Annotated in this window: 20 protein-coding genes; 10 read left to right on the top strand and 10 right to left on the bottom strand. The window is 45.0% G+C overall.

Annotation, left to right across the window (positions count from 1 at the left end):
- Positions 1–71 precede the first annotated feature (71 nt).
- Both ubiE and rmuC read right to left on the bottom strand, forming a co-directional pair.
- Complete coding sequence (gene ubiE / locus NX845_RS12490; protein WP_026012235.1) at positions 72–851, bottom strand: bifunctional demethylmenaquinone methyltransferase/2-methoxy-6-polyprenyl-1,4-benzoquinol methylase UbiE; 780 nt, start codon at positions 849–851, stop codon at positions 72–74.
- Positions 852–916: 65 nt separating this feature from the next.
- On the bottom strand, positions 917–2,449 hold the full coding sequence (gene rmuC, locus NX845_RS12485) for a DNA recombination protein RmuC (protein ID WP_065682016.1): 1,533 nt from the start codon (positions 2,447–2,449) through the stop codon (positions 917–919).
- A 138-nt stretch (positions 2,450–2,587) separates the two neighbouring features.
- Between rmuC and NX845_RS12480 the strand changes: the two genes are divergently transcribed.
- Positions 2,588–3,481, top strand: a complete 894-nt coding sequence (locus tag NX845_RS12480) for a DMT family transporter (RefSeq protein ID WP_004735560.1) — start codon at positions 2,588–2,590, stop codon at positions 3,479–3,481.
- Between the two features lie 152 nt (positions 3,482–3,633).
- Here the strand turns inward: NX845_RS12480 and NX845_RS12475 are convergent, their stop codons facing one another.
- From NX845_RS12475 to ftnA, 3 genes are all read right to left on the bottom strand, one after another.
- The gene (locus tag NX845_RS12475; RefSeq protein ID WP_260256859.1) at positions 3,634–4,827 is read right to left on the bottom strand and encodes an NAD(P)/FAD-dependent oxidoreductase; all 1,194 of its coding nucleotides are present in this window, start codon (positions 4,825–4,827) and stop codon (positions 3,634–3,636) included.
- 249 nt (positions 4,828–5,076) lie between these two features.
- A complete protein-coding gene (gene uspB / locus NX845_RS12470) occupies positions 5,077–5,400 on the bottom strand; it encodes a universal stress protein UspB (RefSeq protein WP_004735557.1) in 324 nt (107 codons plus the stop codon).
- A 68-nt stretch (positions 5,401–5,468) separates the two neighbouring features.
- On the bottom strand, positions 5,469–5,996 hold the full coding sequence (gene ftnA, locus NX845_RS12465) for a non-heme ferritin (RefSeq protein WP_004735556.1): 528 nt from the start codon (positions 5,994–5,996) through the stop codon (positions 5,469–5,471).
- Between the two features lie 188 nt (positions 5,997–6,184).
- On the opposite strand from ftnA, the gene uspA reads away from it, so the two are divergent.
- Both uspA and NX845_RS12455 read left to right on the top strand, forming a co-directional pair.
- Positions 6,185–6,619, top strand: a complete 435-nt coding sequence (gene uspA / locus NX845_RS12460; RefSeq protein WP_004735555.1) for a universal stress protein UspA — start codon at positions 6,185–6,187, stop codon at positions 6,617–6,619.
- A gap of 52 nt (positions 6,620–6,671) precedes the next feature.
- Complete coding sequence (locus tag NX845_RS12455; RefSeq protein ID WP_004735554.1) at positions 6,672–7,550, top strand: carboxylate/amino acid/amine transporter; 879 nt, start codon at positions 6,672–6,674, stop codon at positions 7,548–7,550.
- 146 nt (positions 7,551–7,696) lie between these two features.
- Here the strand turns inward: NX845_RS12455 and NX845_RS12450 are convergent, their stop codons facing one another.
- From NX845_RS12450 to NX845_RS12440, 3 genes are all read right to left on the bottom strand, one after another.
- The gene (locus NX845_RS12450) at positions 7,697–8,272 is read right to left on the bottom strand and encodes a hypothetical protein (RefSeq protein WP_102332583.1); all 576 of its coding nucleotides are present in this window, start codon (positions 8,270–8,272) and stop codon (positions 7,697–7,699) included.
- Between the two features lie 141 nt (positions 8,273–8,413).
- Entirely contained in the window at positions 8,414–9,193 is a 780-nt protein-coding gene (locus NX845_RS12445; RefSeq protein ID WP_004735552.1) for a class I SAM-dependent methyltransferase, read from the bottom strand.
- Positions 9,194–9,365: 172 nt separating this feature from the next.
- Complete coding sequence (locus NX845_RS12440) at positions 9,366–12,488, bottom strand: EAL domain-containing protein (protein WP_108189692.1); 3,123 nt, start codon at positions 12,486–12,488, stop codon at positions 9,366–9,368.
- A gap of 126 nt (positions 12,489–12,614) precedes the next feature.
- On the opposite strand from NX845_RS12440, the gene asnC reads away from it, so the two are divergent.
- Complete coding sequence (gene asnC, locus NX845_RS12435; RefSeq protein ID WP_004735550.1) at positions 12,615–13,079, top strand: transcriptional regulator AsnC; 465 nt, start codon at positions 12,615–12,617, stop codon at positions 13,077–13,079.
- 151 nt (positions 13,080–13,230) lie between these two features.
- Here the strand turns inward: asnC and prlC are convergent, their stop codons facing one another.
- The gene (gene prlC / locus NX845_RS12430; RefSeq protein ID WP_108092100.1) at positions 13,231–15,273 is read right to left on the bottom strand and encodes an oligopeptidase A; all 2,043 of its coding nucleotides are present in this window, start codon (positions 15,271–15,273) and stop codon (positions 13,231–13,233) included.
- Positions 15,274–15,552: 279 nt separating this feature from the next.
- On the opposite strand from prlC, the gene NX845_RS12425 reads away from it, so the two are divergent.
- The 5 genes from NX845_RS12425 (at position 15,553) to NX845_RS12405 (ending at position 20,547) form a co-directional block, all read left to right on the top strand.
- Positions 15,553–16,407 carry a 23S rRNA (adenine(2030)-N(6))-methyltransferase RlmJ gene (locus NX845_RS12425; protein ID WP_029222664.1) on the top strand — a complete coding sequence of 285 codons (855 nt, stop codon included), beginning with the start codon at positions 15,553–15,555 and terminating at the stop codon, positions 16,405–16,407.
- A gap of 188 nt (positions 16,408–16,595) precedes the next feature.
- Positions 16,596–17,951 (top strand): glutathione-disulfide reductase, encoded by a 1,356-nt coding sequence (gene gorA, locus NX845_RS12420; protein ID WP_004735546.1) that lies wholly within the window; start codon positions 16,596–16,598, stop codon positions 17,949–17,951.
- Positions 17,952–18,134: 183 nt separating this feature from the next.
- The gene (locus NX845_RS12415) at positions 18,135–19,451 is read left to right on the top strand and encodes a serine/threonine-protein kinase (RefSeq protein WP_260256858.1); all 1,317 of its coding nucleotides are present in this window, start codon (positions 18,135–18,137) and stop codon (positions 19,449–19,451) included.
- Positions 19,452–19,453: 2 nt separating this feature from the next.
- Complete coding sequence (locus tag NX845_RS12410) at positions 19,454–20,047, top strand: ECF-type sigma factor (protein WP_260256857.1); 594 nt, start codon at positions 19,454–19,456, stop codon at positions 20,045–20,047.
- A gap of 248 nt (positions 20,048–20,295) precedes the next feature.
- Positions 20,296–20,547: a DUF6482 family protein gene (locus tag NX845_RS12405; RefSeq protein WP_065682885.1), complete on the top strand. Its 252-nt coding sequence runs from the start codon at positions 20,296–20,298 to the stop codon at positions 20,545–20,547.
- Positions 20,548–20,639: 92 nt separating this feature from the next.
- On the opposite strand, the gene NX845_RS12400 is transcribed toward NX845_RS12405, so the two are convergent.
- The gene (locus tag NX845_RS12400) at positions 20,640–21,881 is read right to left on the bottom strand and encodes an NADH:ubiquinone reductase (Na(+)-transporting) subunit B (RefSeq protein ID WP_102574970.1); all 1,242 of its coding nucleotides are present in this window, start codon (positions 21,879–21,881) and stop codon (positions 20,640–20,642) included.
- A 343-nt stretch (positions 21,882–22,224) separates the two neighbouring features.
- On the opposite strand from NX845_RS12400, the gene NX845_RS12395 reads away from it, so the two are divergent.
- Entirely contained in the window at positions 22,225–23,517 is a 1,293-nt protein-coding gene (locus NX845_RS12395; RefSeq protein WP_050546468.1) for a serine/threonine-protein kinase, read from the top strand.
- The last annotated feature ends 1 nt before the right edge of the window (position 23,518 follow it).

Here is a 23,518-nt window from a genome sequence, read left to right as displayed (position 1 = left end):
AGCGTTAACCTATCCGTTCTGTCTTTATTCTTATTTTTTAGCACGCCCTACGAGCCTGCTACCAAGTTCGACTAGAACTTGTAACCACGGTGCAGCGCAACAATGCCGCCCGTTAGGTTGAAGTATTTTGTATTTTCAAAACCCGCTTCTTGCATCATGCCTTCCAAGGTTTCTTGGTTAGGGTGCATGCGGATTGATTCTGCAAGGTAACGATAGCTGTCTGCGTCGTTGGCAATCAGCTCACCCATTTTTGGCAACAGGTGGAAAGAGTAGGCATCGTAAACCTTTGATAGAGGTTCAAGTACTGGCTTAGAAAACTCAAGAACCAACAGACGACCGCCCGGCTTCAGCACACGGTACATTGAACGCAGCGCTTGGTCTTTGTCGGTAACATTACGCAGACAGAAGCTGATGGTAATGCAATCGAAGTAGTTATCTGGGAAAGGCAGCTCTTCAGCATTGGCTTGAACGTAATGTACGTTGCCAACAATACCGCTATCACGCAGTTTATCGCGGCCAACATTCAGCATTGAGTTGTTGATATCAGCAAGAACCACATGGCCTTTTTCACCCACGATACGCGAGAATTTCGCAGTCAGGTCGCCAGTACCACCACCAAGATCTAGGATACGTTGACCAGGGCGAACGCCACTGCAATCAATCGTGAATCGCTTCCACAAGCGGTGAACACCACCCGACATTAAGTCATTCATGATGTCGTATTTAGCGGCTACAGAGTGAAATACCTCTGCTACTTTCGCGACTTTTTCGTCTTTTGCGACTGTTTCGAAACCAAAGTGTGTGGTTTCTGACTCTACTGCTGAATTTGTCTGCACGCTTGTGTCCATAATGCTGTTATCTACCATGGTAAGTTCTCATCGACAGTACACTCTCTATTTAGAGGCGCTGCGGCCGATTAGTTTACTTTATCCTCAGTAGGTTGTCTTTCTACTAAAGAGACATTTTCTGAAAAAGCCTCATTTTGCGCCATTTCAGCCAAGCCTACCGAAATCGGTTTCTTCACCTCAACACCCAATTGCTTGAAGCTTTCCGCCTGACGGATCACATTGCCACGCCCAGTCACTAGCTTATTCATCGCTCCTTGGTAGCTTTGGTTGGCTCTATCTAATGAACTGCCGAGACCTTCCATATCATCAACGAACAGGCGTAATTTGTCGTAAAGCTTGCTCGCACGTTCCGCGATAACTTGCGCGTTCTGATTCTGTCTATCGTTGCGCCACAAGTTATCAATGGTACGCAGTGCCACCAGCAAGGTGGTTGGGCTAACCAAGATAATGTTTTGCTCCATCGCATCTTTAACTAAGCTAGGGTCGGCTTGAATCGCCACCTGAAACGCAGGTTCTACCGGAATAAACATCAACACATAATCAAGGCTCTGTATGCCTTTGAGTTGATGATAATCCTTCTGGCTCAAGCCTTTAATGTGCGCACGCAATGAAGCCAAGTGATCACGTAATGCAGCATCACGTTGTTGATCAGTTTCAGCATTGAAGTAACGCTCAAACGCCACCAAAGCCATTTTTGAATCCACCACCACTTGCTTGTCTTGTGGCAGATGCACAATCACATCCGGCTGGTAACGCTTGCCCGCATCGTTTTGCAAGTTCACTTGAGTTTGATATTCATGGCCTTCGCGCAGCCCTGATTCTGCCAGCACCCGTGCCAGTACTACTTCGCCCCAGTTGCCCTGCTGTTTGTTATCGCCCTTTAGTGCTTGGGTCAGATTAACCGCTTCACGTGTCATGCTCTCATTAAGACGTTGCAGGTTTTTAAGCTCATGTACTAAGGTGTGACGCTCTTTGGCTTCTTGGCTAAAGCTGTCGTTCACTTGTTTCTTGAAGCCTTCTAGTTGCTCTTTCAGCGGCGACAACAAACCCTCTAAGCTTTGCTTGTTTTGTTGATCGACCTTAGCGGTTTTGCTCTCAAACAGTTGATTCGCTAACAGTTCAAACTGCTGCTTAAGTCGAGATTCTGCTTGTTCTAGCAGTTGCAGCTTTTCACTGTTGGCGAGGTTTTCTTGATCATGTCTTGCTTCTTGCTCGCGAAGATCAGCCTCTAACTCAGACTTATGCTCCTTAAGAACATTGATATCATCGGCATACTGTTGGCGCTCTTGCTTGACCGCCTCAAAGTAGCGCAGCTTTTCCATCGCGGCCATCACCTTGCCATGCGCTTGCTTGAGCTCGAATGCCGCTTTGTCTCGGTCATCATCCAACTCATTGAGCTCTTGTTGCGCCTCTGCGAGCGAGGATTTGAGCTGGGATTGTTGAGACTCATGCAGCAAACGGTCGGACTCTAGCTGCTGTTCAAGAAGTCGCTGTTGAAAAGAGAACTTCTGTTTGATCCACCAACCCACCACACCGCCGCTGACGAGCGCGCCAGAAATAGCAGCAATAAGCGGTGCTTGATGTTCGATAATCCATTGCATGATAATGATTTAGCCTAATTGGAAGTAACTCATTAAATGGTATTTTGATACTGGATAAATGTCCAGTTTGCCGTATTAAATTTCGACAGATAGACTAGGCGCTCCGTATTCTGTCCCATCAAATTAGAATGAGTTGCTATGAACGAACGTCGTGCCTTGGGCTTTGGCCTTTCCGCGGTATTACTGTGGTCAACAGTTGCTACTGCTTTTAAGCTGACCCTTGCTGAGTTTTCACCGATTCAAATGCTGACCATTGCCAGCATAGTGTCATCGATGGCACTCATCGCCATCTGCGCCTTTCAAGGCAAGCTTTCTCAGCTGAGTACTACGTTCCTTTCAAACCCTTGGTATTACCTACTGCTCGGCTTGGTCAATCCACTGGCCTACTACCTGATTCTATTCAAAGCATACGACCTATTGCCTGCATCTCAAGCGCAGGCCATTAACTACAGCTGGGCAATCACGCTAACCTTGATGGCGGCGGTTTTTCTCGGACAAAAGATTCGTAAGCAAGATTGGATTGCTTGTACCTTCAGTTATGCGGGTGTGGTGGTCATTGCCACCAAAGGCGATGTGCTAGGAATGCAGTTCGATAGTCCACTCGGTGTGGCTCTGGCGCTACTTTCAACCTTGCTTTGGGCGGGATACTGGATTCTAAACACCAAAAACAAGGCTGACCCTGTGATTGGCGTATTGCTTGGTTTCTTAGTGGCATTACCTTTCGCGATCGGTTTAACCCTTTACGAAGGCGAGAGCTTTAGTCAAATCACAGCAAAAGGTTGGATGGCTGTGACTTACGTAGGCCTGTTTGAGATGGGCATTACCTTTGTCTTATGGCTATCAGCACTGAAGCTGACCAACAACACAGCGCGTATCAGCAATCTGATTTTTGCGTCACCGTTTATCTCGTTGATGCTACTTTCCACTATTATCGGCGAAGAGATTCACCCAGCGACCCTGTTTGGCTTGGTACTGATCATTGCCGGCTTGGTGATTCAACAGGTCAAGTTTTCAAAAAACAAACCTGCGTGACTGAGTAAATGAGCTAAAAGACTCGATTGAGCACGAAAATCTATCGATAAGTTCGAATCTAGAGCTAGATTACCGCTTATAGATACAAAAATGGCGAGTCCTATGACTCGCCACTTTTGTATAAATTGAAACCTAATCGGTAAGCAAAAAGCTTAAACCCACTGGCCTGCTGCAAAGCCAGAGCTCCAACACCATTGGAAGTTGTAGCCACCTAACCAACCTGTTACGTCCATGACTTCACCGATGAAGTAAAGGCCAGACACGCTCTTACATTCCATGGTTTTTGAAGAGAGGTGGTTGGTGTCAACGCCGCCTAGAGTTACTTCCGCAGTACGGTAACCTTCGGTGCCGTTTGGCGCTATTTTCCAGTTCTCTAGATGCTCTACAATGTCATTCAGCTGTTTTTCATTGAACTGCTTGAGCGGCTTGTCTTCCAGCTCTTTGCGGTCAATCAGTACTTCTACAAAACGCTTTGGTAATGCTTTCGCTAAGGTGTTTTTCAGGCTCTGATTTGGGTGTTTCTCACGAGAGTTTTCAAGTAGTTCAGTAACGTCCACTTCTGGTACTAGATTAATCGAAACCGATTGACCCGCTTTCCAGAACGAAGAAATTTGCAATACCGAAGGGCCAGATAAGCCGCGGTGAGTAAACAGCAACGCTTCTTTGAATAAGGTACCATCTTGCGCGGTGATCTCGGCAGGAATCGCGATTCCTGAAAGCTCAGCAAAGGCTTCTTTGTCTTCTTTATGCAGAGTAAATGGTACCAAACCCGCTGTAGTCGGCATCACAGACAAACCAAACTGCTCGGCAATCTTATAGCCAAATGGCGTCGCGCCTAGTTTCGGCATCGATAAACCGCCCGTCGCCACGACAAGTGAGTCACACTCAACTTCGTCGGTATTGAGGTGCATCTTAAAGCCAGCGTCTGTTTTTTCGATTGAGTGAACATCACAACGGTAGCGCTGTTCAACTTTCGCCTGCTTACACTCTTCAAACAACATGCTCACGATGTCTTTTGCAGTGTGGTCATTCACACAAAACAATTGGCCGTGGTCTCGCTCTTCGAACTCAATACCGTACTTGCTCACCATCGAGATAAAATCCCAGTTGGTGTATTGAGATAAGGCTGACTTCACGAAGTGAGGGTTGTTACACAGGAAGTTGTTGGCTGAAACATCATAGTTAGTGAAGTTACAACGGCCGCCACCTGAGATTAAAATTTTTCTGCCTGGTTTCTTTGCATGATCAACCACCAGCACTCGTCGGCCACGTTTACCCGCTTCCGCAGCACACATTAAACCCGCGGCGCCCGCACCAATTACGATTACATCAAACTTTTCACTCATTGGGGTTCTGCTTTCTTCACTTTTGCACCTCGAGTACGCCCTGTTCTCGAAATGCCACCAATAAAAAAGGATGTGCATAAACAGCACATCCTTACTAATTGCTCGCTATTCTAGCGGCAATTTTAAACTTTGCAATTGATGTTCAATTGTACAATTTGCAGACAGCAGCAAACCACTACTTGGCTTAGCGAACCAACAACCGAAGCTTTACACCAAAACCTAAACTCTACTTCACACGTACTAAATAACTTAGACGATGAAAGAAGAAAGCAACGTTACACCCAGCAGAGCGGAAGAAAGTATAAACAACTGTCTTACGCGATCACACTTCGACATAAACACTTCGTCGTGGTGATGGTGATACTCTTTGCTTTTGATGTAACTAAACAAGCGAACCTGCTTGGTCATATTGCCATGAGTTGTGAAGAATCCACCTCCGTCTACTTGTTGATAAAGTAGAGGATGTGCTTCTCGCATTATATAAATGAGTGTTCTTAGCGCAGTAAAATATCGCGCCCAGTTCACGCAAGTCACAACCATTAGTGCAAATAGAATAGTGTCGCCGCTGATCATCCTTTCCTCCCTACATCTTCATAAGAAAACTCAAAAGAAAAAGATAATCAGTGTCTTTCCCGTACTACCTAAACGGCAGGAGCTTCCATAATTGAAGATGAACCATCTTTTGCCAATTGCGCTAGGTCTTTATCAATAAAGAACAGTGCTTTACCGTCTTCACCAACAAGCTCTAGCTTATCCAATACACCTTTAAACAACTTCTCTTCTTCGTGTTGCTCTGCAACGTACCATTGCAGGAAGTTAAAGGTTGAGTAATCTTGTGTGCTGAAAGCAACGTGAGCCAGTTTGTTGATCTTTTGAGTAATCATCTGCTCATGTTCGTAAGTTTCACGGAACACAGCACCAAGGCTATCAAATTCATGTTTCGGCGCTTCAATCGCACCTAGAATTGGCATTGCACCTGTTTCACTTACGTAAGTGAAAAGACGCTGCATATGTTCCATTTCTTCTACTGCATGAACACGCAGAAACTCTGCTGCACCTTCAAATCCTTTGTCTTCACACCAAGCACTCATTTGTAAGTATAGATTGGATGAGAAAAATTCTAGGTTAATTTGATCATTCAGTTGCTCAACCATAGTTTTTGACAGCATTTAAGACTCCTAATTACATCCTCAATTTTCTCTACTATATCACTATTTAATGAATATCTCGCAGGCCATTAGTTAACCAATATTTCGAGCGGTCATTACGCAAGACAGTGGATATGAGATCACTTCAGCAAAAAAAGCCATCGCATAGTGCAATCTTAAATCAGACAATGAATAAAGGAGGTAGCGATATGAGTTACAAACATATTTTGGTCGCGGTCGATTTATCAGAAGACAGCAAATTAATTGTGGATAAAGCGGTAGCATTGGCTAAGCCATTGGAAGCCAAAGTCTCTTTTATCCATATCGATATTAACTACGCAGAGCTGTATACCGGCCTGATTGATATCAACATGGCAGAAACCCAACATAACGCGATGGAAGCATCTCGAGTTCAGCTGCAAAATTTTGCTGAGCATGCTCAATACCCAATCACCCATACCTTAGTAGGCAGTGGCGATTTGAGTCATGAGCTGTGTGACACCATCAACGAGTTCAATGTTGATTTGGTGGTTTGTGGTCACCATCAAGATTTCTGGAGCAAGCTACTTTCTTCAACACGACAACTGATCAACGCCTCTCCGGTTGATATGCTGGTCGTGCCTCTAAGAGATTCAGAAGACTAATGAATTAAGGTTAGGTAACATACAGCTCATATCTTATTAACGAAGTTTTACTATGAGCTATTTAGCTGGTGTTACCCTCCTATGGGCCTTCTCCTTTAGCCTGATCGGCGTTTACCTTGCTGGTCAGGTTGATGCTTGGTTCTCTGTACTGATGCGTGTTGCCCTTGCCGGTATCGTGTTTCTTCCTTTCCTTAAGTTCCGTGGCGTCTCGCGTAAGCTGATCGCTAAATTGATGGCCATTGGTGGCATCCAGCTTGGCTTAATGTACTGCTTCTACTATCAGTCTTTCTTGCTGCTATCCGTTCCTGAAGTCCTTTTGTTTACCGTTTTTACCCCAATTTACGTCACGCTTATTTATGATTTCCTCAAAGGGCAATTCTCTCCGTGGTACTTAGTGACTGCGGCAATTGCGGTATTGGGCGCGGTATTCATTAAATTTGCGGGCATCAATGAGAACTTTTTAGTTGGCTTCCTCGTCGTGCAAGGCGCGAACCTGTGCTTTGCTATCGGTCAGGTGAGTTACAAGGTGGTGATGGAGAAGGAATCGACTGAATTACCTCAGCGAACCGTATTTGGTTACTTCTACTTGGGGGCGTTATGCGTCGCTTCCGTTGCTTTCATGCTACTGGGCAATCCAGAGAAGCTGCCAACCACCACTCTTCAATGGGGAATCCTTATCTACCTTGGCTTGATTGCTTCGGGGCTGGGTTACTTTATGTGGAATAAAGGCGCGTGCATGGTCAATGCTGGCGCACTGGCTGTGATGAACAATGTCTTAGTTCCAGCTGGCCTTGTGGTGAACATCCTGATTTGGAACAGAGATGTCGATTTGGTTCGATTGTCTATTGGTGGTGCCGTTATCTTGTTCTCTTTGTTCGTCAATGAGACGTGGGTGAAGAAGCGCGTAGCGAGAGATGCTAGTAATGCCTAGCGCGTTGAGCTAACAATCTTTATTAACTAATAAGCTTTGTTTGACTAGCAAGATTCTTATTTAAAATAATACCCAGAAAGCAAAAGAGCGACCGTAGGTCGCTCTTTTTAAATCATCTGTGTAGCAATAAGCTCTTCGAATTAACTTCAGTGGATGTGATTGTGGCTCACCACCTGAGTCTTACTTTCAGTGAAGGCAACGTCATCAAGTTGTAGGTTGATGCGTTCCAGGTCACTTTCCAGTTTTTGGCTTTTCTTAAACAGCTTTTGCTGCTTCTTAATCATCTTCGCGAGCTTTTTGTTGTACTTCTCTTGTTTCTTCGCCGCTTTCTTCGCTTGTTTGAGTTCAGCTTTCTCATCGCCGCTCGCCTTCCCCATCAGTTTTTTCAGCTTGGCTTTTTTCAACGCGACTTTATCCGCTTTTTCTACGATAGCAGGATCAAAGATTTGTACCGTTGGCTCAACGCTGTCCATTACCTCGATAAGAGAAACTTCTGGAGTTGGCAATGTTTCAGCAAGTAGACCACACGCGACTTTTTCTTCAGCGGGTTTATTCTGACAATCAATCGGTGGGATGGCTGTTGGTTTGCATAGATTCGCTTGATCCGACGATGAGCGCGCACAAGAGCGGCACACGAACTTTGGTTCAGTGACCAAGCTGTGGATTTCTCCCAAGTGTTCGGTGATATCTCGACGGTTTAACTTACAAAAGCGTTTAGCCATGCTACAACTCCAGCTAAGAATAATAATGATTCTTAGTTAGATATACATCCGTAACGCGACTATCGCAAGTGTTAAATAGTGATTTATCGTATTTATGACGGGAAACTTTCTTAGCGTGTCTCTAAGTTATTGATGTCTTAACTAGGTCATTGATGCTTTCACATAGACATCAAAACGGTTCTTTTTGGTTTCGATCGCCATGCTCGGCTTTTGCTCATCTAACCATGCTGCGTAATCCGGCCTTTTGACCACAACTCGCTTAGATGCGAGTTTAAGGGCTGGTTGCAATAAAGCATCAGCATCCATATCGGCACCCACCAATGATTGGAATACACGCATCTCTTTCTTAACCAACGCCGATTTCTTCTTATTCTCAGGATGTGGGTACATTGGGTCTAGGTACACCACATCAGGCTGTTCGAAATTTGGATCGTTGCTGAGTTTATCTAGCGCATCGTGACTTGAAGCGTGAATCAACTTCATACGTTCAGTTACCCAACCACCAATGTCAGGGTCTTGTTGAGCTCGCTGCAAGCCATCATCAAGCAGTGCTGCCACAACAGGGTGACGCTCGACCATCTGTACTTTACAGCCCAACGAAGCCAGTACAAACGCATCACGTCCTAAACCAGCGGTGCCATCGAGGATAGTTGGTGTTGCACCTTTGTTTAAACCTGCCGCTTTAGCAATCGCCTGACCTTTACCACCACCGAACTTGCGTCTGTGACCAACTGCCCCTCCGACTAAATCAACAAAGATAGCGCCAAGCTTCGGTTCATCGACTTTACGTAACTCAAGTCGCTCGCTAGTCAATACCAAAGCGAAATCGCTGTTTTCATCATGAGATAAATTCCAACGGGTCGCTAAGTCATTTAAATGATCGATTTGGGTAGCATCTTCGCAAATCAGTTGTAGTTGCAAGGTCGTCTCCAACAGACAGTAGTATTCAAAACAAAAGAGGCAACCAGTTTACCTGATTGCCTCAACAATACATATTAGCGGTGCAAACTATTAGTAGATCTGAAAGCTATTAGCACTACAAACGATTAGCACTGCTAGTGCTAAAGAATACTCATCGTGCAGCTTGGTTCAATTAATCCAAGAACTCTAACGTTCGCTCTTTTTGTAACTCTTCAACGAGCTCAGCAAGTGGTTTAGGTCGGCCTATGATGTAACCCTGTGCGTAGTTCACACCAAGTTCGATCAGCTTGTCGATTATCTGGGTATTTTCAACAAACTCAGCCACCGTGTGTTTACCCATCTGCTTAGCTAAATCATTGATCGAGCGAACCATCACATGGTCCATCTCGTTGACAGCAATATCACGCACAAACAAGCCATCGATCTTCACGATGTCGACCGGCAGTTTCTTTAAGTAACCAAACGACGATAATCCAGAGCCAAAGTCATCCAGTGCAATCATACAACCAAGCTCTTTGATTCGAGTAAAGAACTTGATCGCCTGCTTCATGTTACTCATCGCAGCCGTTTCGGTGATCTCTAGACAAATCTTATGGCAAGGCACTGACGAGTTAGCCAAGCTTTCAATCAAGAACTCTACAAACTCACGATTACCCATCGAGTGGCCAGAAAGGTTGATTGAACACATCCCCAAGTCATCGATAATATCGGGGCGTTGCTCCAACCAACTCAAGGTTTGACTCACGACTCGGCGGTCAATCAAGTGCGCTATGTTATAGCGCTCTGAGGCTGGCATGAAGATCCCTGGGGAGATGTATTCACCGTGGATATTCTTGATGCGAACCAAGATTTCGAAGTGCATTTTCTCGCTGTTTTTATCTAGGCCAAGAATGCGCTGAGCAAACAACTCTAAGCGATCATTAGCTAAAGCCTCATGCACTAGATTGACGCATTCCATCTCTAGGTGACGACGACGCAGGTCTTCATCATCTTGATGGTAAAGGTTGTAACGGTTACGCCCTTCCTCTTTAGCAGCATGGCAAGCAGCATCAGCCTGAGCATGTACCATCTGTGGTGAGGCCGCAGTATGGTCAATCAATCGGATACCAATAGAGCTGGTAAGATTAAGGCGAATATCACCCCACAAGAATGGGTTCTCGCTCATCGTCGAGATAATACTGCGACACACATTCACCGCATCTCGCTCAGTACAGTCTTTCATTAATACTGCAAATTCGTCACCACCCATTCGCGCTAACACGGCATTGTATGGCAGTACCTCTTCCAGCAGCTTGGCACTAAACATGATTGCGGCATCACCCGCTTCATGCCCCGCCGTATCGTTCAAGACCTTGAGTTGGTCTAAATCCAAGAACAACATAGCGTGAGTTCGCATGTGGCTCTCAACCTCTTTGAGCGCCTTTTGCAGCTCTTGTTCAAAGTGGTTACGGTTAAACGTGTCCGTCAGCAAGTCATAACGAGCTTGATATTCTAGCTTTTCCGACAGCTCACGAGTTTCGGTAATGTCTTCTCCAACAATCAACAGCTGATCAGACTCAACCAGCGGGCGAATATTTTCACGAATCCAGATGGTGCTGCCATTAGCATGGCGATATTCAATATCACGACGCCATACGCCACGAATCTTATGCTGTGGTTGCAATAAAATATGACGCGGGATCATTGAGTTTTCATCGACATAGAACTCTCTAGGACGATGACCTAATAGCTGGTCTAGCGGGTAACCTAGTAACTGCTCAGCAAACTGGTTCACTTGTTGAATGCGATTATTGCCATCGAGCGTAATCATCATCACGGGTTGTTTGTCGTAATACAGCTTGAGATTCGCTTCACGCTGGAACAACTTATTCTCCGCGAGCTTACCCGAAGTAACATCACGAGCTTCAAATAAGAACTGAACATCATCCTCTTCACTACCCGGCATAGGCTTTAAAGAGATATCCAACACCATCGCACCACGATCACGACACCACACCTCAGCTTCAAATCGCAAAATCTGATGTTCATCGCTCGAGATAAAGTATTCTTTCAGTTCCTGCCTTGCTGAGTCTTCCCAGTGTTGGTGGCTTTGAAGAGGTGTTCCCAATTTATAGCCTTGGTTATAAAGCAGCTCATGTAACTTGCTGTTACTCGACAGCAATACACCGCCCTTATCAATGATCCCCATGAACTGCAGGCTTTGGTCGAATATCGACTCCAATAACAGTTGGCTTTGTCGGCTGGTACGCTCACTTTTCTTAAGGCGATTGAGGTAATACACCAAGGTCGCAATCACACACGACATAACCAAAAACAGCAAACCTATGGTGCGAATTTCATCTCGGTAGCGCACTAAAAATGATTTAGGCTTGTTGAGAAAAGTCACCGCCGCTTCATTCTCTGCGCCCAAATCCCATCGTGATATTTGTTGGTAATCAAGTTTGATTTCTGGCGCGCCAGCAACCACTTGGGGCAGCGGTTTATCCGGATTAGCGAGCACATTCAGTAGCACTCGCCCAGTGTCTCGTCCTTGCGTTTCTCCACTGTGGATCACGCCACCAATCGCACCAAACCCAAGTCCTAAATCATGCACGATATACAATGGCATCTGAGTTTTTTTATTGAGCTGACGCCAGTCTTCTTTGCTACTGACACGACCATTGATGTCGCGGTAGTAGGCCCAGAACAACAAGCTTTTGGTTAGATCAGCGCGTTGCACGAACGTCATCAGTTCTTGATAAGAATCAGGCGTATATTGCTCCACCAGCCCAGAAAAATCAGGACGATTTTGTAGGAAAAAATCCACTTGGGCGCGAATAGCTTCACCCGTTACCGAGTGATCAGTAACCACATATACTTTTTTAACCGTCGATTGCAGTCGCTTAATCAACTCGATATTGCTTGCTATATCAATATCTTCAGTGATACCGGTTGTATGCAAGCCTTCAACCATTTGCGGAGAAAAATTGTTAATGCCACCAAAAATAACGGGCGTGCCATTGAGTTCGGGCGCTAAGCGTTTCATCAGATTGAGGGCGTTATTATCACTGACGACTACAGCAGCAAACTCTTCATGCGACAGCTTGGTTCGGTATAGCTGATAGATTCGCTCTAAGTATTCAGCGTTTTGAGTTCGCTTGGTATCGAGATAAACAACCCGGTAAGACAACCCATCTCGATCGAGTTCTTCAGCCAGCCCTTTATGGAAATCATCCGTCCAAAAAAAGCCTTGATGATAAGAGTGAATAACCAACACATCTTTTGCCTGAGCTGAAGCAAAAACACTCCAACACATCACAATAAAAAATAACGAAAATCGCACTGAATTCACCCTAACCCTATAGTTACTGCTAATATTATCACCCTTGGCTATGATGTGTACTCAAGCCGGTATGTTTTTCATTCAATCTAAGGATTATGCATGTCCACAACTACAGCTCGTCTAGATGATCTAGACCGTGCCATTCTCAAAACTTTGATGGAAGATGCACGTACTCCTTATGCTGAAATGGCAAAGCAGTTCGATGTCAGCCCTGCGACAATTCACGTTCGCATCGAAAAGATGAGATCGGCCGACATTATTGAACGAACAGAAGTTGTGGTAAACACCAAAAAGCTAGGCTACGACGTGTGCTGCTTTATTGGTATTAACCTTAACGCAGCCCGCGACTATCACTCGGCCATTGCGAAGCTAAATGCTTTAGATGAAGTGGTCGAGGCGTACTACACCACCGGTGCTTACAATATTTTTGTAAAGCTGATGTGTAAATCGATAGAAGAATTGCAGTTCGTGCTGATTGATAAATTGCAGGCGATCGACGAGGTTCAATCGACTGAGACTCTTATCTCGCTGCAAAACCCAATCAATCGCAACGTGAATCCATAATCTATACACGCATTAGATTATGTTTAGGTGACCCAAAAAGAAAAGGCTGAACGCAATGTTCAGCCTTTAATCTATCTAGCTTATGTCGTCTCGAATCTAAGCTCTGTTACCTAATATAAGCTTTGCAGCTAGCAATAAGGTAATCACAAACCTAAGCTTGAATACCCGCATGACGCAGCATCGCGTCGATTTGTGGCTCACGACCACGGAAGCGTTTGAACAGCTCCATTGGCTCTTCACTGCCACCCATCTCAAGGATGTTGTTCAGGAAGCGATTACCGGTTTCAGTATTGAAGATACCTTCTTCTTCAAATGCAGAGAACGCATCTGCAGACAATACTTCTGCCCACAGGTAGCTGTAATAGCCTGCACTGTAGCCACCAGCAAAGATGTGACCAAAACTGTGCGAGAAACGGTTCCAATCAAGACTTGGCAGTACCGATACCTTAGACTTAACATCCGCTAGCGTTTCTAGTACGCGAGCACCGACTTCTGGATCGTATTCAGTGTGTAGCGTGAAATCGAACAGGCCAAGCTCTAGCTGACGCAGGATAAACATCGCTGACTGGAAGTTCTTCGCCGCTAGCATCTTCTCTAGCATCTCTTTCGGTAACGCTTCACCGGTTTCGAAGTGACCAGAGATGAACGACAGCGCCTCCTCTTCCCAACACCAGTTCTCTAGGAACTGACTTGGCAACTCAACCGCGTCCCAAGGCACACCATTGATACCTGACACAGCACCCGCATCAACTTGCGTTAACATATGGTGAATACCGTGGCCGAATTCGTGGAATAAGGTAACCACTTCATCGTGAGTAAATAACGCAGGCTTATCACCGACTGGCTTGTTGAAGTTACACGTTAGGTAAGCCACTGGCGTTTGTAACTCGCCAGATTGAGTAATGCGACGACCGCGACAGTCATCCATCCAAGCGCCGCCACGTTTGTGTTCACGTGCGTATAGATCTAGGTAGAAGCTACCGCGCAATGTTCCTGTCGCATCAAAGATGTCGAAGAAGCGCACTGAATCATGCCATGTATCCACGCCTTCACGCTCTGTTACCGACATACCAAACACACGGTTTAGTACTTCGAACAAACCAGACACTGCGTTGGACTCAGGGAAGTATGGACGAAGCTCTTCATCAGAGATCTCGAACAAGTTCTGTTTTTGTTTCTCGCTGTAGTAAGCGATGTCCCACAGGTTTAGCTCAGAAACACCAAACTCTTTCTCAGCAAACTGACGTAGCTCTTCTACTTCGCGCTCACCTTGCGGTTTGGCTTTTACTGCTAGGTCGTTAAGGAAACCAAGTACTTGGTCTGGCGTTTCTGCCATCTTAGTCGACAAAGATTTTTCGCTGTAAGTGCTAAAGCCAAGCATGCGTGCGATCTCGTGACGCAGCTTAAGTTGCTCTGTGATGATCTCAGTGTTGTCCCACTTGCCAGCATTTGGACCGCGATCTGAAGCGCGCGTTACGTAAGCTTCGTAAAGCTCTTTACGTAGTTCTTGGTTATCACAGTACGTCATCACCGGTAGGTATGATGGGATATCAAGAGTCAGTAGGTAACCTTCCTGCTCTTTAGCTTCTGCCGCGGCTTGTGCTGCCGCCAGTGCTGATTCAGGCATACCGGCCAGTTCAGCTACGTCTGTGATCTGCTTGCTCCAACCCATGGTTGCATCAAGCACGTTATTTGAGAATTGAGAACCTAGCTCAGACTGGCGCTTGCTGATCTCACCGTAGCGATGCTGTTCGTCTGCGGGTAAGCCAATGCCTGATAATTCAAAATCACGCAGTGCGTCAGTGATGGTTTTTTGTTGAGCTTGGTTTAATACCGAGAATGCTTCGCTCGCCTTGATCGCTTTATACGCTTCGAACAAACCTTTGTGTTGGCCGACCCACGTGCCGTACTCAGAAAGTACAGGCAGGCAGCTCTCATAAGCGTCACGCAGTTCGTCGCTGTTCATCACAGAATTCATATGGCTTACAGGTGACCAAATACGGCCTAAACGATCATCCACTTCATCAATTGGAGCAACGAGGTTGTCCCAGCTTGGTGAAGTATTACCTTCAAGTACTTGTTCTATCTTGTTGCGACACTCTTCAATCACTTGCTCAACCGCTGGCTTAACGTGCTCAGGTTTGATCTGTGAAAACGGAGGTAAGTCCGTGAAGGTTAATAGCGGATTAGACATATAAACATTCCTTTGGCTTTAGAGACTTTCGTCTTTTTTGTAATGAGGTCGTCTTACAGTCATCAGGCTCAGGGTCGCCCTAAAAAATCACCTGCGAATAGTTATTAGATAGTGCCCAACAAGGCAAATTTCAATAGTAGAACCAATAACTAACTGCATATTGCTAGCGACTGTTCCTGAATTGTTCGAGAATTTATGGTCCATTGGGGGTTATAATAGTCAAACTAACCCCACCTACACTAACCACACTCTAATTCGAGAGTGTTACGAGAGTTTAATTTGTTAAGTTATCGCCACAGCTTCCACGCGGGCAACCATGCCGACGTAGTAAAGCATATCGTACAGAGCCTTATTCTTAATTCTTTGAAACAAAAGGATAAGCCTTTTGTTTACCATGACACTCACTCTGGTGTAGGTCGTTACGACTTAACGCATGAATGGTCTGAAAAAACGGGCGAATACAAACAAGGTATTGCACGTCTATGGTCTGCAAGTGAAGCGGGGCAACAAGATCTTCCTGAAGACATTCAAAGCTACCTTGAGTCTATCTCTGCACTCAACAATGGCGAAAAACTGCGTTTCTACCCGGGCTCACCACGTGTTGCACGCGCGCACCTGCGTGACCAAGACCGCATGGTATTAACCGAACTTCACCCTGCAGACCACCCTCTGCTTGAGCAAGAGTTCCACCGCGATCGTCAGGTGTCTATCTACAAAGAAGATGGCTTCCAACGCCTAAAAGGCAGCCTGCCACCTAAAGAACGTCGTGGTTTGGTGCTTATCGACCCGCCTTATGAGCTGGCAAAAGAGTATCGAGATGTTGTGACTGCGATTGCTCAGAGCCATAAACGCTGGGCAACTGGTATCTACGCAATTTGGTACCCAGTGGTAAATCGCTGTGATATCGAAGATATGATCGAAGGACTTGAAGGCTTAGGCATCAACAAAATTCTACAAATCGAACTTGGCGTATCACCAGACACCAACGAGCGTGGCATGACAGCATCAGGCATGATTGTTATCAACCCACCTTGGAAGCTAGAAAGCCAAATGAACGAAATTCTTCCATTCTTGAAGGAAGCAATTGCGCCGGCGACCGGTCACTTCAAAGTAGAGTGGATCGTACCCGAGTAATCTCAAACTCGATGGCATAGTTTGAAGAATCTTCAATAGACTGTGACGTACACGAATAAATTTTAAACAGGGAGATTGAGTTCAACCAATCTGCCCTCAATATAATAATTAGACAATTTAAGAATCTATAGGACGTAGGTGTTCAGTGCGCTCACTGTACCCACAACCTTCAATAAATGGAGAAAGTAATGGCGACTCATTTTGATTACATCTGTATCGGCGGCGGTTCAGGCGGCATCGCATCAGCTAACCGCGCAGCAATGCACGGTGCAAAAGTTGCACTTATCGAAGCTCAAGACCTTGGTGGTACTTGTGTAAACGTTGGTTGTGTTCCTAAAAAGGTTATGTGGCACGGTGCTCAAGTTGCTGAAGCAATCAACCTATATTCAAAAGACTACGGCTTCGATGTTGACGTAAAAGGCTTCAACTGGGGCAAACTGGTTGAAAACCGTCAAGCGTACATTGGTCGTATCCACCAATCTTACGATCGCGTTTTGGGTAACAACAAAATAAACGTAATCAAAGGCTTTGCTAAGTTTGTTGACGAAAAGACCGTTGAAGTTAACGGCGAACACTACACAGCTGATCACATCCTGATCGCAGTGGGTGGTCGTCCAACCATTCCAAACATCCCTGGCGCAGAGCACGGTATCGACTCAAACGGTTTCTTCGACCTGATGGAGCAACCTAAACGTGTTGCTGTTATCGGCGCGGGCTACATCGCAGTAGAAATCGCAGGCGTACTAAGTGCACTTGGCACAGAAACACACCTATTCTGCCGTAAAGAGTCGCCACTTCGTAGCTTCGACCCAATGATCGTTGAGACACTGGTTGAAGTAATGGAAGCGGAAGGCCCAACACTTCACACGCACTCAGTTCCTAAAGAAGTAGTGAAAGAAGCAGACGGCACACTGACTCTGCACCTTGAGAACGGCAACACTCAAAACGTTGACCACCTAATTTGGGCTATCGGTCGCCACCCAGCCACTGACGCTATCAACCTAGCATCAACTGGCGTTGCAACCAACGACCGTGGCTACATCAAAGTAGATGAGTTCCAAGCAACCAACGTTCCTGGCATCTACTGTGTTGGCGACATCATGGAAGGTGGCATCGAACTAACACCTGTTGCTGTTAAAGCCGGTCGTCAGCTTTCTGAGCGCCTATTCAACGGTCAAACCAACGCTAAGATGGACTACACGCTAGTTCCTACTGTTGTATTCAGCCACCCACCTATCGGCACAATTGGTCTAACGACTCAAGAAGCTGAAGAGCAATACGGCAAAGACAACATCAAGGTATACACGTCTGGTTTTACTGCAATGTACACCGCAGTCACTCAGCACCGTCAACCTTGTAAGATGAAGCTAGTGTGTGCTGGCGAAGAAGAGACTGTAGTTGGCCTACACGGCATCGGTTTCACTGTTGATGAAATGATTCAAGGCTTCGGCGTTGCAATGAAAATGGGCGCAACCAAAGCAGATTTCGACTCTGTTGTGGCGATTCACCCAACGGGTAGCGAAGAGTTTGTGACGATGCGTTAATCGCAAATCATAAGATTAAAGAAAGAAGCAGGCTTAGGCCTGCTTTTTATTAACCAGCTTGAACAAAAAAAGAACGCACAACGTACTGATATGTAAAAAATTATAAAAGATTGTCAAATCTCAGCAAAATCTATAGTTCGTGCTTATAGAATCCCGTTCATAGTAATTCTTGAACAAGTGATAATGTCAGTAGCCAACACCCGCATCACCGATCTTTTTTATCAATTATTGGATCTATCTGAGGCAGAAAAAACCAAATATCTAAAAGAATTAAAAGCACACCAAGTCGATCTATATGACAAGATTTATCCCTTTATCTGCACCTCAGAGCTAGAGCCTATTACACATATATTTGGTGTAGGCGCCCTCCAAGCTACAAACAAAAAAGCGACTTATTCTGATACATACATTGATAAGTACCACCTGTCTTACGAAATAGGTCGTGGAGGTATTGGTGTTGTCTATGCGGCGACTCGAGTGGACAAGACATTTCATCAAAACCTTGCCATAAAACTCATTCAGCCAACACTGTCTCACCTCATAGATAAAGAATACTTATTTTATGAAGCCCAAGCACTTGCGACGTTGAACCATCCATATATAACCAAAGTGATGGATGGAGGGACGCATGAAGGTTCTGTTTATATCGTAATGGAACACATAAAAGGTTGCACCCTTAGTGAATACCTTGCTACGTATGCATTAAACAAAACAAAGAAGCTCAATCTATTTTTAAAGATATGCGCTGCTATCTCACACGCACACAAACACCAAGTTCTGCATACCGATTTAAAGCCAGAAAATATATTAATCGATTGTGAAGGTCACCCGAAGATACTCGACTTTAATTTAATGAGAGGAATCAGTGACCAACTGTCTGCTTTCCCAATCACAATCAATGCCTACAGCCATGACTACGCTAGCCCAGAGCAAATCAACGGAAGCGCACCCACTGTCCAATGTGATATTTACGCTCTAGGAAAGATCTTAACTTTCATGTTTCCTAAACTACCGATAAGTCAGGGTGACCTCCGCTGCATAATTAAAAAGGCAACACGACGCCACGCCTTACTGCGCTATTCGAGTACCAATGAATTATACAACGACATTAAGCAGCTGCTCGCTTGTCGTCCGATCACAGCACATCAAGATCAACCATTCTACTCCGCCCTGAAACTATGCCAGCGCCATCCAATTCAATGTGCTTTGTCTGCAGTACTTATCTCATGCGGTGTAGGGCTCTACGCGCCTTTAATTAAAAAAAGCCAACAGCTTCAAATAGAAAAACGAGCATCAGAGAGAGTCACAAAACAATTTGTCCGGACACTTTCTCAAATAAAAGAAAGCCATAAAACGAAAGCATCAATTAATGCGGTACTCAAGCATACGCACAACGCTGTTTTAGGAGACCCAGACATACCAACAAAAACAAAGGCGAAGCTATTACAAATAATCACCCCGCAGGCTGTTCGCTCAGAATCAAAAAAAGGAAACTGCTAAATATGAGTAACCAACTAACCGACATCGAATCGATCGTGAGCGATTGGAAAGCAGGCTATAAAGGGGCTGAACAAAAACTCTATCATTTCGCTTACTCACACCTTTACACACTCGCCCAACAGGAGCGAAAACGGAGTACAACCAAGCATGAACAAAGCTGTTGGGTATCTTGGAATAGTATCAATAATACAACGGCTTTGGTTCACGATGCTTACCTCAAGCTCTCTTCTGCTGACACTCAATCAATAAAAAACACTCGCGATTTTTTATTGCTGGCAACAAAAATAATGCGACAAATACTCATCGATAATGCTCGACGTCAACAGGCACAAAAACGCCAACAACCTGCATCCATGAACCATCCAGAACAAGTGCATTTCGAACAACTAATCATTATGGATAAAGCGGTTGATCACTTCACTCTAAACAACCCAAGACAATCAAAAGCGTTCAAGTTGAAATACCTTATGGGTCTTCAAACTCAAGAAATTAGCCAACTTCTAACCTGCAGCGATAGCTTAATTGAAAAAGACTTAAAATTTTCTCGCTTCTGGTTAACGAGGAAAATAAACGCATACCAAACCCAAACCTATTGAAATTAAATTTACGGGATTTCACTTTAATTTCGCGTCTTGTGAGATGAAGATAATATGAGTTGACGAAATGATTCAAAGCTTTGGCGTTGCAACAAAAATTAATCGACCTCGCTGCTGATCCGATGACAACTAGATAAACCAGAAGCTGTGCTTTTGGTTTTTTCATTTCTAGCGCACATGAACCTTCAAACAACCATCAACGTAGATACAAAAACCAAAACTTATCTAGAACAGCAATGGAGTTTGTGATGAATCTACTAATTGAATCATTTGAAGGCGGGATCTACTTGGCTTACCAAATCATTGACGAGCAAAAACAGTTAATCAAAGACGACCACCAGCACCCAATGAAGTTTTTGAGTGTTAACCAAGCACGCGACCACTTTAGCGACCAAGGCGTGGCGTCGGCAATGCTGGTTCACAACAGTGCCTACGACGAAATGTGTGGTGAGCATTGTGGCCACACCCAACCGTTCGAGATTGATTTGAAGTGGAGTTAAATCAACTTCAAATCAATCGCGATAAAAATTAAAAGGCTTACATCAATGTAAGCCTTTCTTATGGGAATCACTTTTCCTCTTATTCATTTAAATCAACGCAATGTCCGCTTCTGTCTGCGTTTGATGTTTTGCTCTTTCACAATAAAATCGAACAGTGGGGCGAAGAGGTTGGCGAACAAGATAGCCAGCATGATGCCCTCTGGATAAGCAGGGTTGAGCACGCGAATACCAACCGTCATCACACCGATAAGAATCCCGTAAGCCCATTTACTCTGATTGGTAAAAGCGGCAGAAACTGGGTCGGTCGCCATAAAGAAAGTACCAAAGGCAACGCCACCCAACACAAAGTGCCAGTAGAACGGCATAGAAAACATCGAGTTGGTTTCGGATCCGATCCAATTCATCAAACTAGAGGTCGCCACAAGGCCAATAATCACGCCCGCAACAATACGCCAAGAGGCGATCTTCATGGCAATCAGAATCAGACCCGTCAACATGATAAGCAGTGACGACACCTCACCCATCGAGCCCGGTATATTACCGATAAACGCATCCATCCAGGTGATCGCCTCGCCAGTCATATTATTGATAAGCGAAGTACTGCCACCCTCATGCCATTGACTCAGTGGTGTCGCGCCTGAATAGCCGTCAGCGGCAACCCACACAAGTCCACCCGACATGTTGGCTGGATAAGCGAAGTAGAGAAACGCGCGGCCTGCTAGTGCAGGGTTAAGGAAGTTTCGTCCTGTACCACCGAACAGCTCTTTGGCGACAACGATACCAAAAGTGATACCTAATGCGGCTTGCCAGAGCGGAATGGTTGGCGGGAGGATTAGTGCAAACAGCACCGAGCTGACAAAGAAGCCTTCATTAACTTCGTGCTTGCGAACGACTGCAAACAAGACCTCCCAGAAACCACCCACAACAAACACCGTGGCATAAACGGGCAGAAAATAGAGTGCACCAAGCAACATCTGGTTTGCCCAGCCACTTGCCATCAATGACTGCGCATCACCAAATGCCCAAGACAAGCGCCAGCTGCTTTCAATAACAGAGGTAAGTTCGTTAAGTTGATAACTGGACGTTAATGCGAGGAAGCTTTGGTGTCCGACGTTATACATCCCCCAAAACATCGCGGGAAAGGTCGCTAGCCACACCAGGATCATGATTCGTTTGAGATCGATACTGTCTCTAACATGGGTCTGGCCTCGGTTTACGTTGCCGGGCGTATAAAATATGGTGGCGAACGCTTCATACACTGGATACCATTTTTCATACTTACCACCCGCTTCGAATTGAGGGGATACGCCCTCTAACCACTTATTCAATTTCATATCTTTATAACCTCATTTATGTGAGTCAATGGCAATACGAAACAAATAAGGTTAGAGAGCAATTTGCATAGTCCACCTTCATAAAGCGGACCTTTAACCAACTATTTGCCATGAGTCTCTGAGAAATAATCAAGAACCAAACTTTGGGGAGAAGATCACACATCGTTTTTCCCTGAACATTTCTCAAAAATGCGACTCGTTAGCTCATTTTTTCATATGCAATTGATAAAAATATCGAAAAAGCATCTAAAATTCTTATAGAATGCGCGCATAATAAAAAACATAAAAAAGATCAGTTGTGCAAAATAAAAGCAGTGGTTCCACTGAGGTTTTTTATCACCTCATGGATCTCTCCGACGCGGAAAAAAGTCTCTATCTAGAGCGACTAGAGCAAGAACAACCCAGCTTATATCAGCAAATACTTCCTCTCCTTAACGAAGTATCCTCAGAGCAGATCACATCACTGCTCGGCTTTCACGCACAACAAGCAACAGGATCCGAACTTAGCCTCACCGACACCTTAGTCGATAAATACTATATATCTCATGAGCTCGGTCGCGGTGGTATGGGAGTTGTCTACTCAGCCAGTCGAGCAGATAGGACCTTTGAACAAGACTTAGCGATCAAATTCATACAACCAGCTCTTTCACATATTTTAGGTGAGCATGCTCTATTCCAAGAAGCGCAATTACTCGCACATTTAAACCATCCATGTATAGCCAAAGTATTTGACGGCGGAGTCTACGAAGAGTCGGTCTACATTGTGATGGAACGGGTTGAAGGGGAAACGCTTTCTCTGTACTTACAGAATCGTTCTTTCAGTGAAAAACAAAAGCTCAGTTTATTTAAAGAAATTTGTTCAGCAATTGAACATGCCCATCAGAAACAAGTACTGCATGCTGATCTTAAGCCTGAAAATATCTTAATTGACCCTTTGGGTTCACCTAAGATTCTCGACTTCAATCTAACCCAAAAGGTCAAACAACCTGCACCCCACCAAAGCTCAGATGCCTCCATACTAACAGCCTACAGCAAGGCCTATGCCAGCCCAGAGCAGATTGCAGGTCACTTCTTAACTCAACAAAGTGATATTTACTCACTGGGTAAGGTTCTAGCATTGATTTTTGACTCTTCTTCAAACTTAGATATTAATCTAATTGTAGAAAAAGCGACAAACCACGAACCTTATCGTCGCTATGCCAGCGTAAGTGAATTGCGCCAAGATATAGTACGTATCTTAGAGTTCCGCCCCATTTCTTTGAGAGAGAAGCAGCCGCTCTATTCATTAGCAAGGCTCTTAAAGCGACGTCCGGTACAGAGTGCTCTAACGATTCTATTACTGCTGTCAGGCGCCACATTTTCAACAGCGATATTCCATAAGAATGTCCAGCTACAAAAAGAAAAGCTAGTCGCGGAAGAGATGATGTATGAAGTGACGAGCCTGCTGTTTCATGCCAAAGGCAGTGATGCAGCAAAAATGTCAGTAGGCACGATGCTTGAACTCACTAGACGTCGGATATTATCAAACCCTGATTTACCCAAAGACGTTAAACAAAAAATGCTATTAGCCATGCTGACGCCATCACCTGAAAAGTCCGTGATTAACAAAAATAAAGAAAAGTCATCCAATAATTAAT

It is taken from the genome of Vibrio sp. NC2 (genome assembly GCF_025195005.1).
GTDB classification, from domain to species: Bacteria; Pseudomonadota; Gammaproteobacteria; order Enterobacterales; family Vibrionaceae; genus Vibrio; species Vibrio splendidus.
Note: the sequence above shows the minus strand (reverse complement) of the source record. Positions and strands in the feature narration are given on the sequence as shown.

What these genes read in the sequence shown, in the direction of transcription:
- rmuC (WP_065682016.1), bottom strand. Translation starts at nt 2,449, where the DNA reads ATGCAATGGATTATCGAACATCAAGCACCGCTTATTGCTGCTATTTCT.
- NX845_RS12480 (WP_004735560.1), top strand. Translation starts at nt 2,588, where the DNA reads ATGAACGAACGTCGTGCCTTGGGCTTTGGCCTTTCCGCGGTATTACTG.
- NX845_RS12475 (WP_260256859.1), bottom strand. Translation starts at nt 4,827, where the DNA reads ATGAGTGAAAAGTTTGATGTAATCGTAATTGGTGCGGGCGCCGCGGGT.
- uspB (WP_004735557.1), bottom strand. Translation starts at nt 5,400, where the DNA reads ATGATCAGCGGCGACACTATTCTATTTGCACTAATGGTTGTGACTTGC.
- ftnA (WP_004735556.1), bottom strand. Translation starts at nt 5,996, where the DNA reads ATGCTGTCAAAAACTATGGTTGAGCAACTGAATGATCAAATTAACCTA.
- uspA (WP_004735555.1), top strand. Translation starts at nt 6,185, where the DNA reads ATGAGTTACAAACATATTTTGGTCGCGGTCGATTTATCAGAAGACAGC.
- NX845_RS12455 (WP_004735554.1), top strand. Translation starts at nt 6,672, where the DNA reads ATGAGCTATTTAGCTGGTGTTACCCTCCTATGGGCCTTCTCCTTTAGC.
- NX845_RS12450 (WP_102332583.1), bottom strand. Translation starts at nt 8,272, where the DNA reads ATGGCTAAACGCTTTTGTAAGTTAAACCGTCGAGATATCACCGAACAC.
- NX845_RS12440 (WP_108189692.1), bottom strand. Translation starts at nt 12,488, where the DNA reads ATGTGTTGGAGTGTTTTTGCTTCAGCTCAGGCAAAAGATGTGTTGGTT.
- asnC (WP_004735550.1), top strand. Translation starts at nt 12,615, where the DNA reads ATGTCCACAACTACAGCTCGTCTAGATGATCTAGACCGTGCCATTCTC.
- prlC (WP_108092100.1), bottom strand. Translation starts at nt 15,273, where the DNA reads ATGTCTAATCCGCTATTAACCTTCACGGACTTACCTCCGTTTTCACAG.
- gorA (WP_004735546.1), top strand. Translation starts at nt 16,596, where the DNA reads ATGGCGACTCATTTTGATTACATCTGTATCGGCGGCGGTTCAGGCGGC.
- NX845_RS12415 (WP_260256858.1), top strand. Translation starts at nt 18,135, where the DNA reads ATGTCAGTAGCCAACACCCGCATCACCGATCTTTTTTATCAATTATTG.
- NX845_RS12410 (WP_260256857.1), top strand. Translation starts at nt 19,454, where the DNA reads ATGAGTAACCAACTAACCGACATCGAATCGATCGTGAGCGATTGGAAA.
- NX845_RS12405 (WP_065682885.1), top strand. Translation starts at nt 20,296, where the DNA reads ATGAATCTACTAATTGAATCATTTGAAGGCGGGATCTACTTGGCTTAC.
- NX845_RS12400 (WP_102574970.1), bottom strand. Translation starts at nt 21,881, where the DNA reads ATGAAATTGAATAAGTGGTTAGAGGGCGTATCCCCTCAATTCGAAGCG.
- NX845_RS12395 (WP_050546468.1), top strand. Translation starts at nt 22,225, where the DNA reads ATGGATCTCTCCGACGCGGAAAAAAGTCTCTATCTAGAGCGACTAGAG.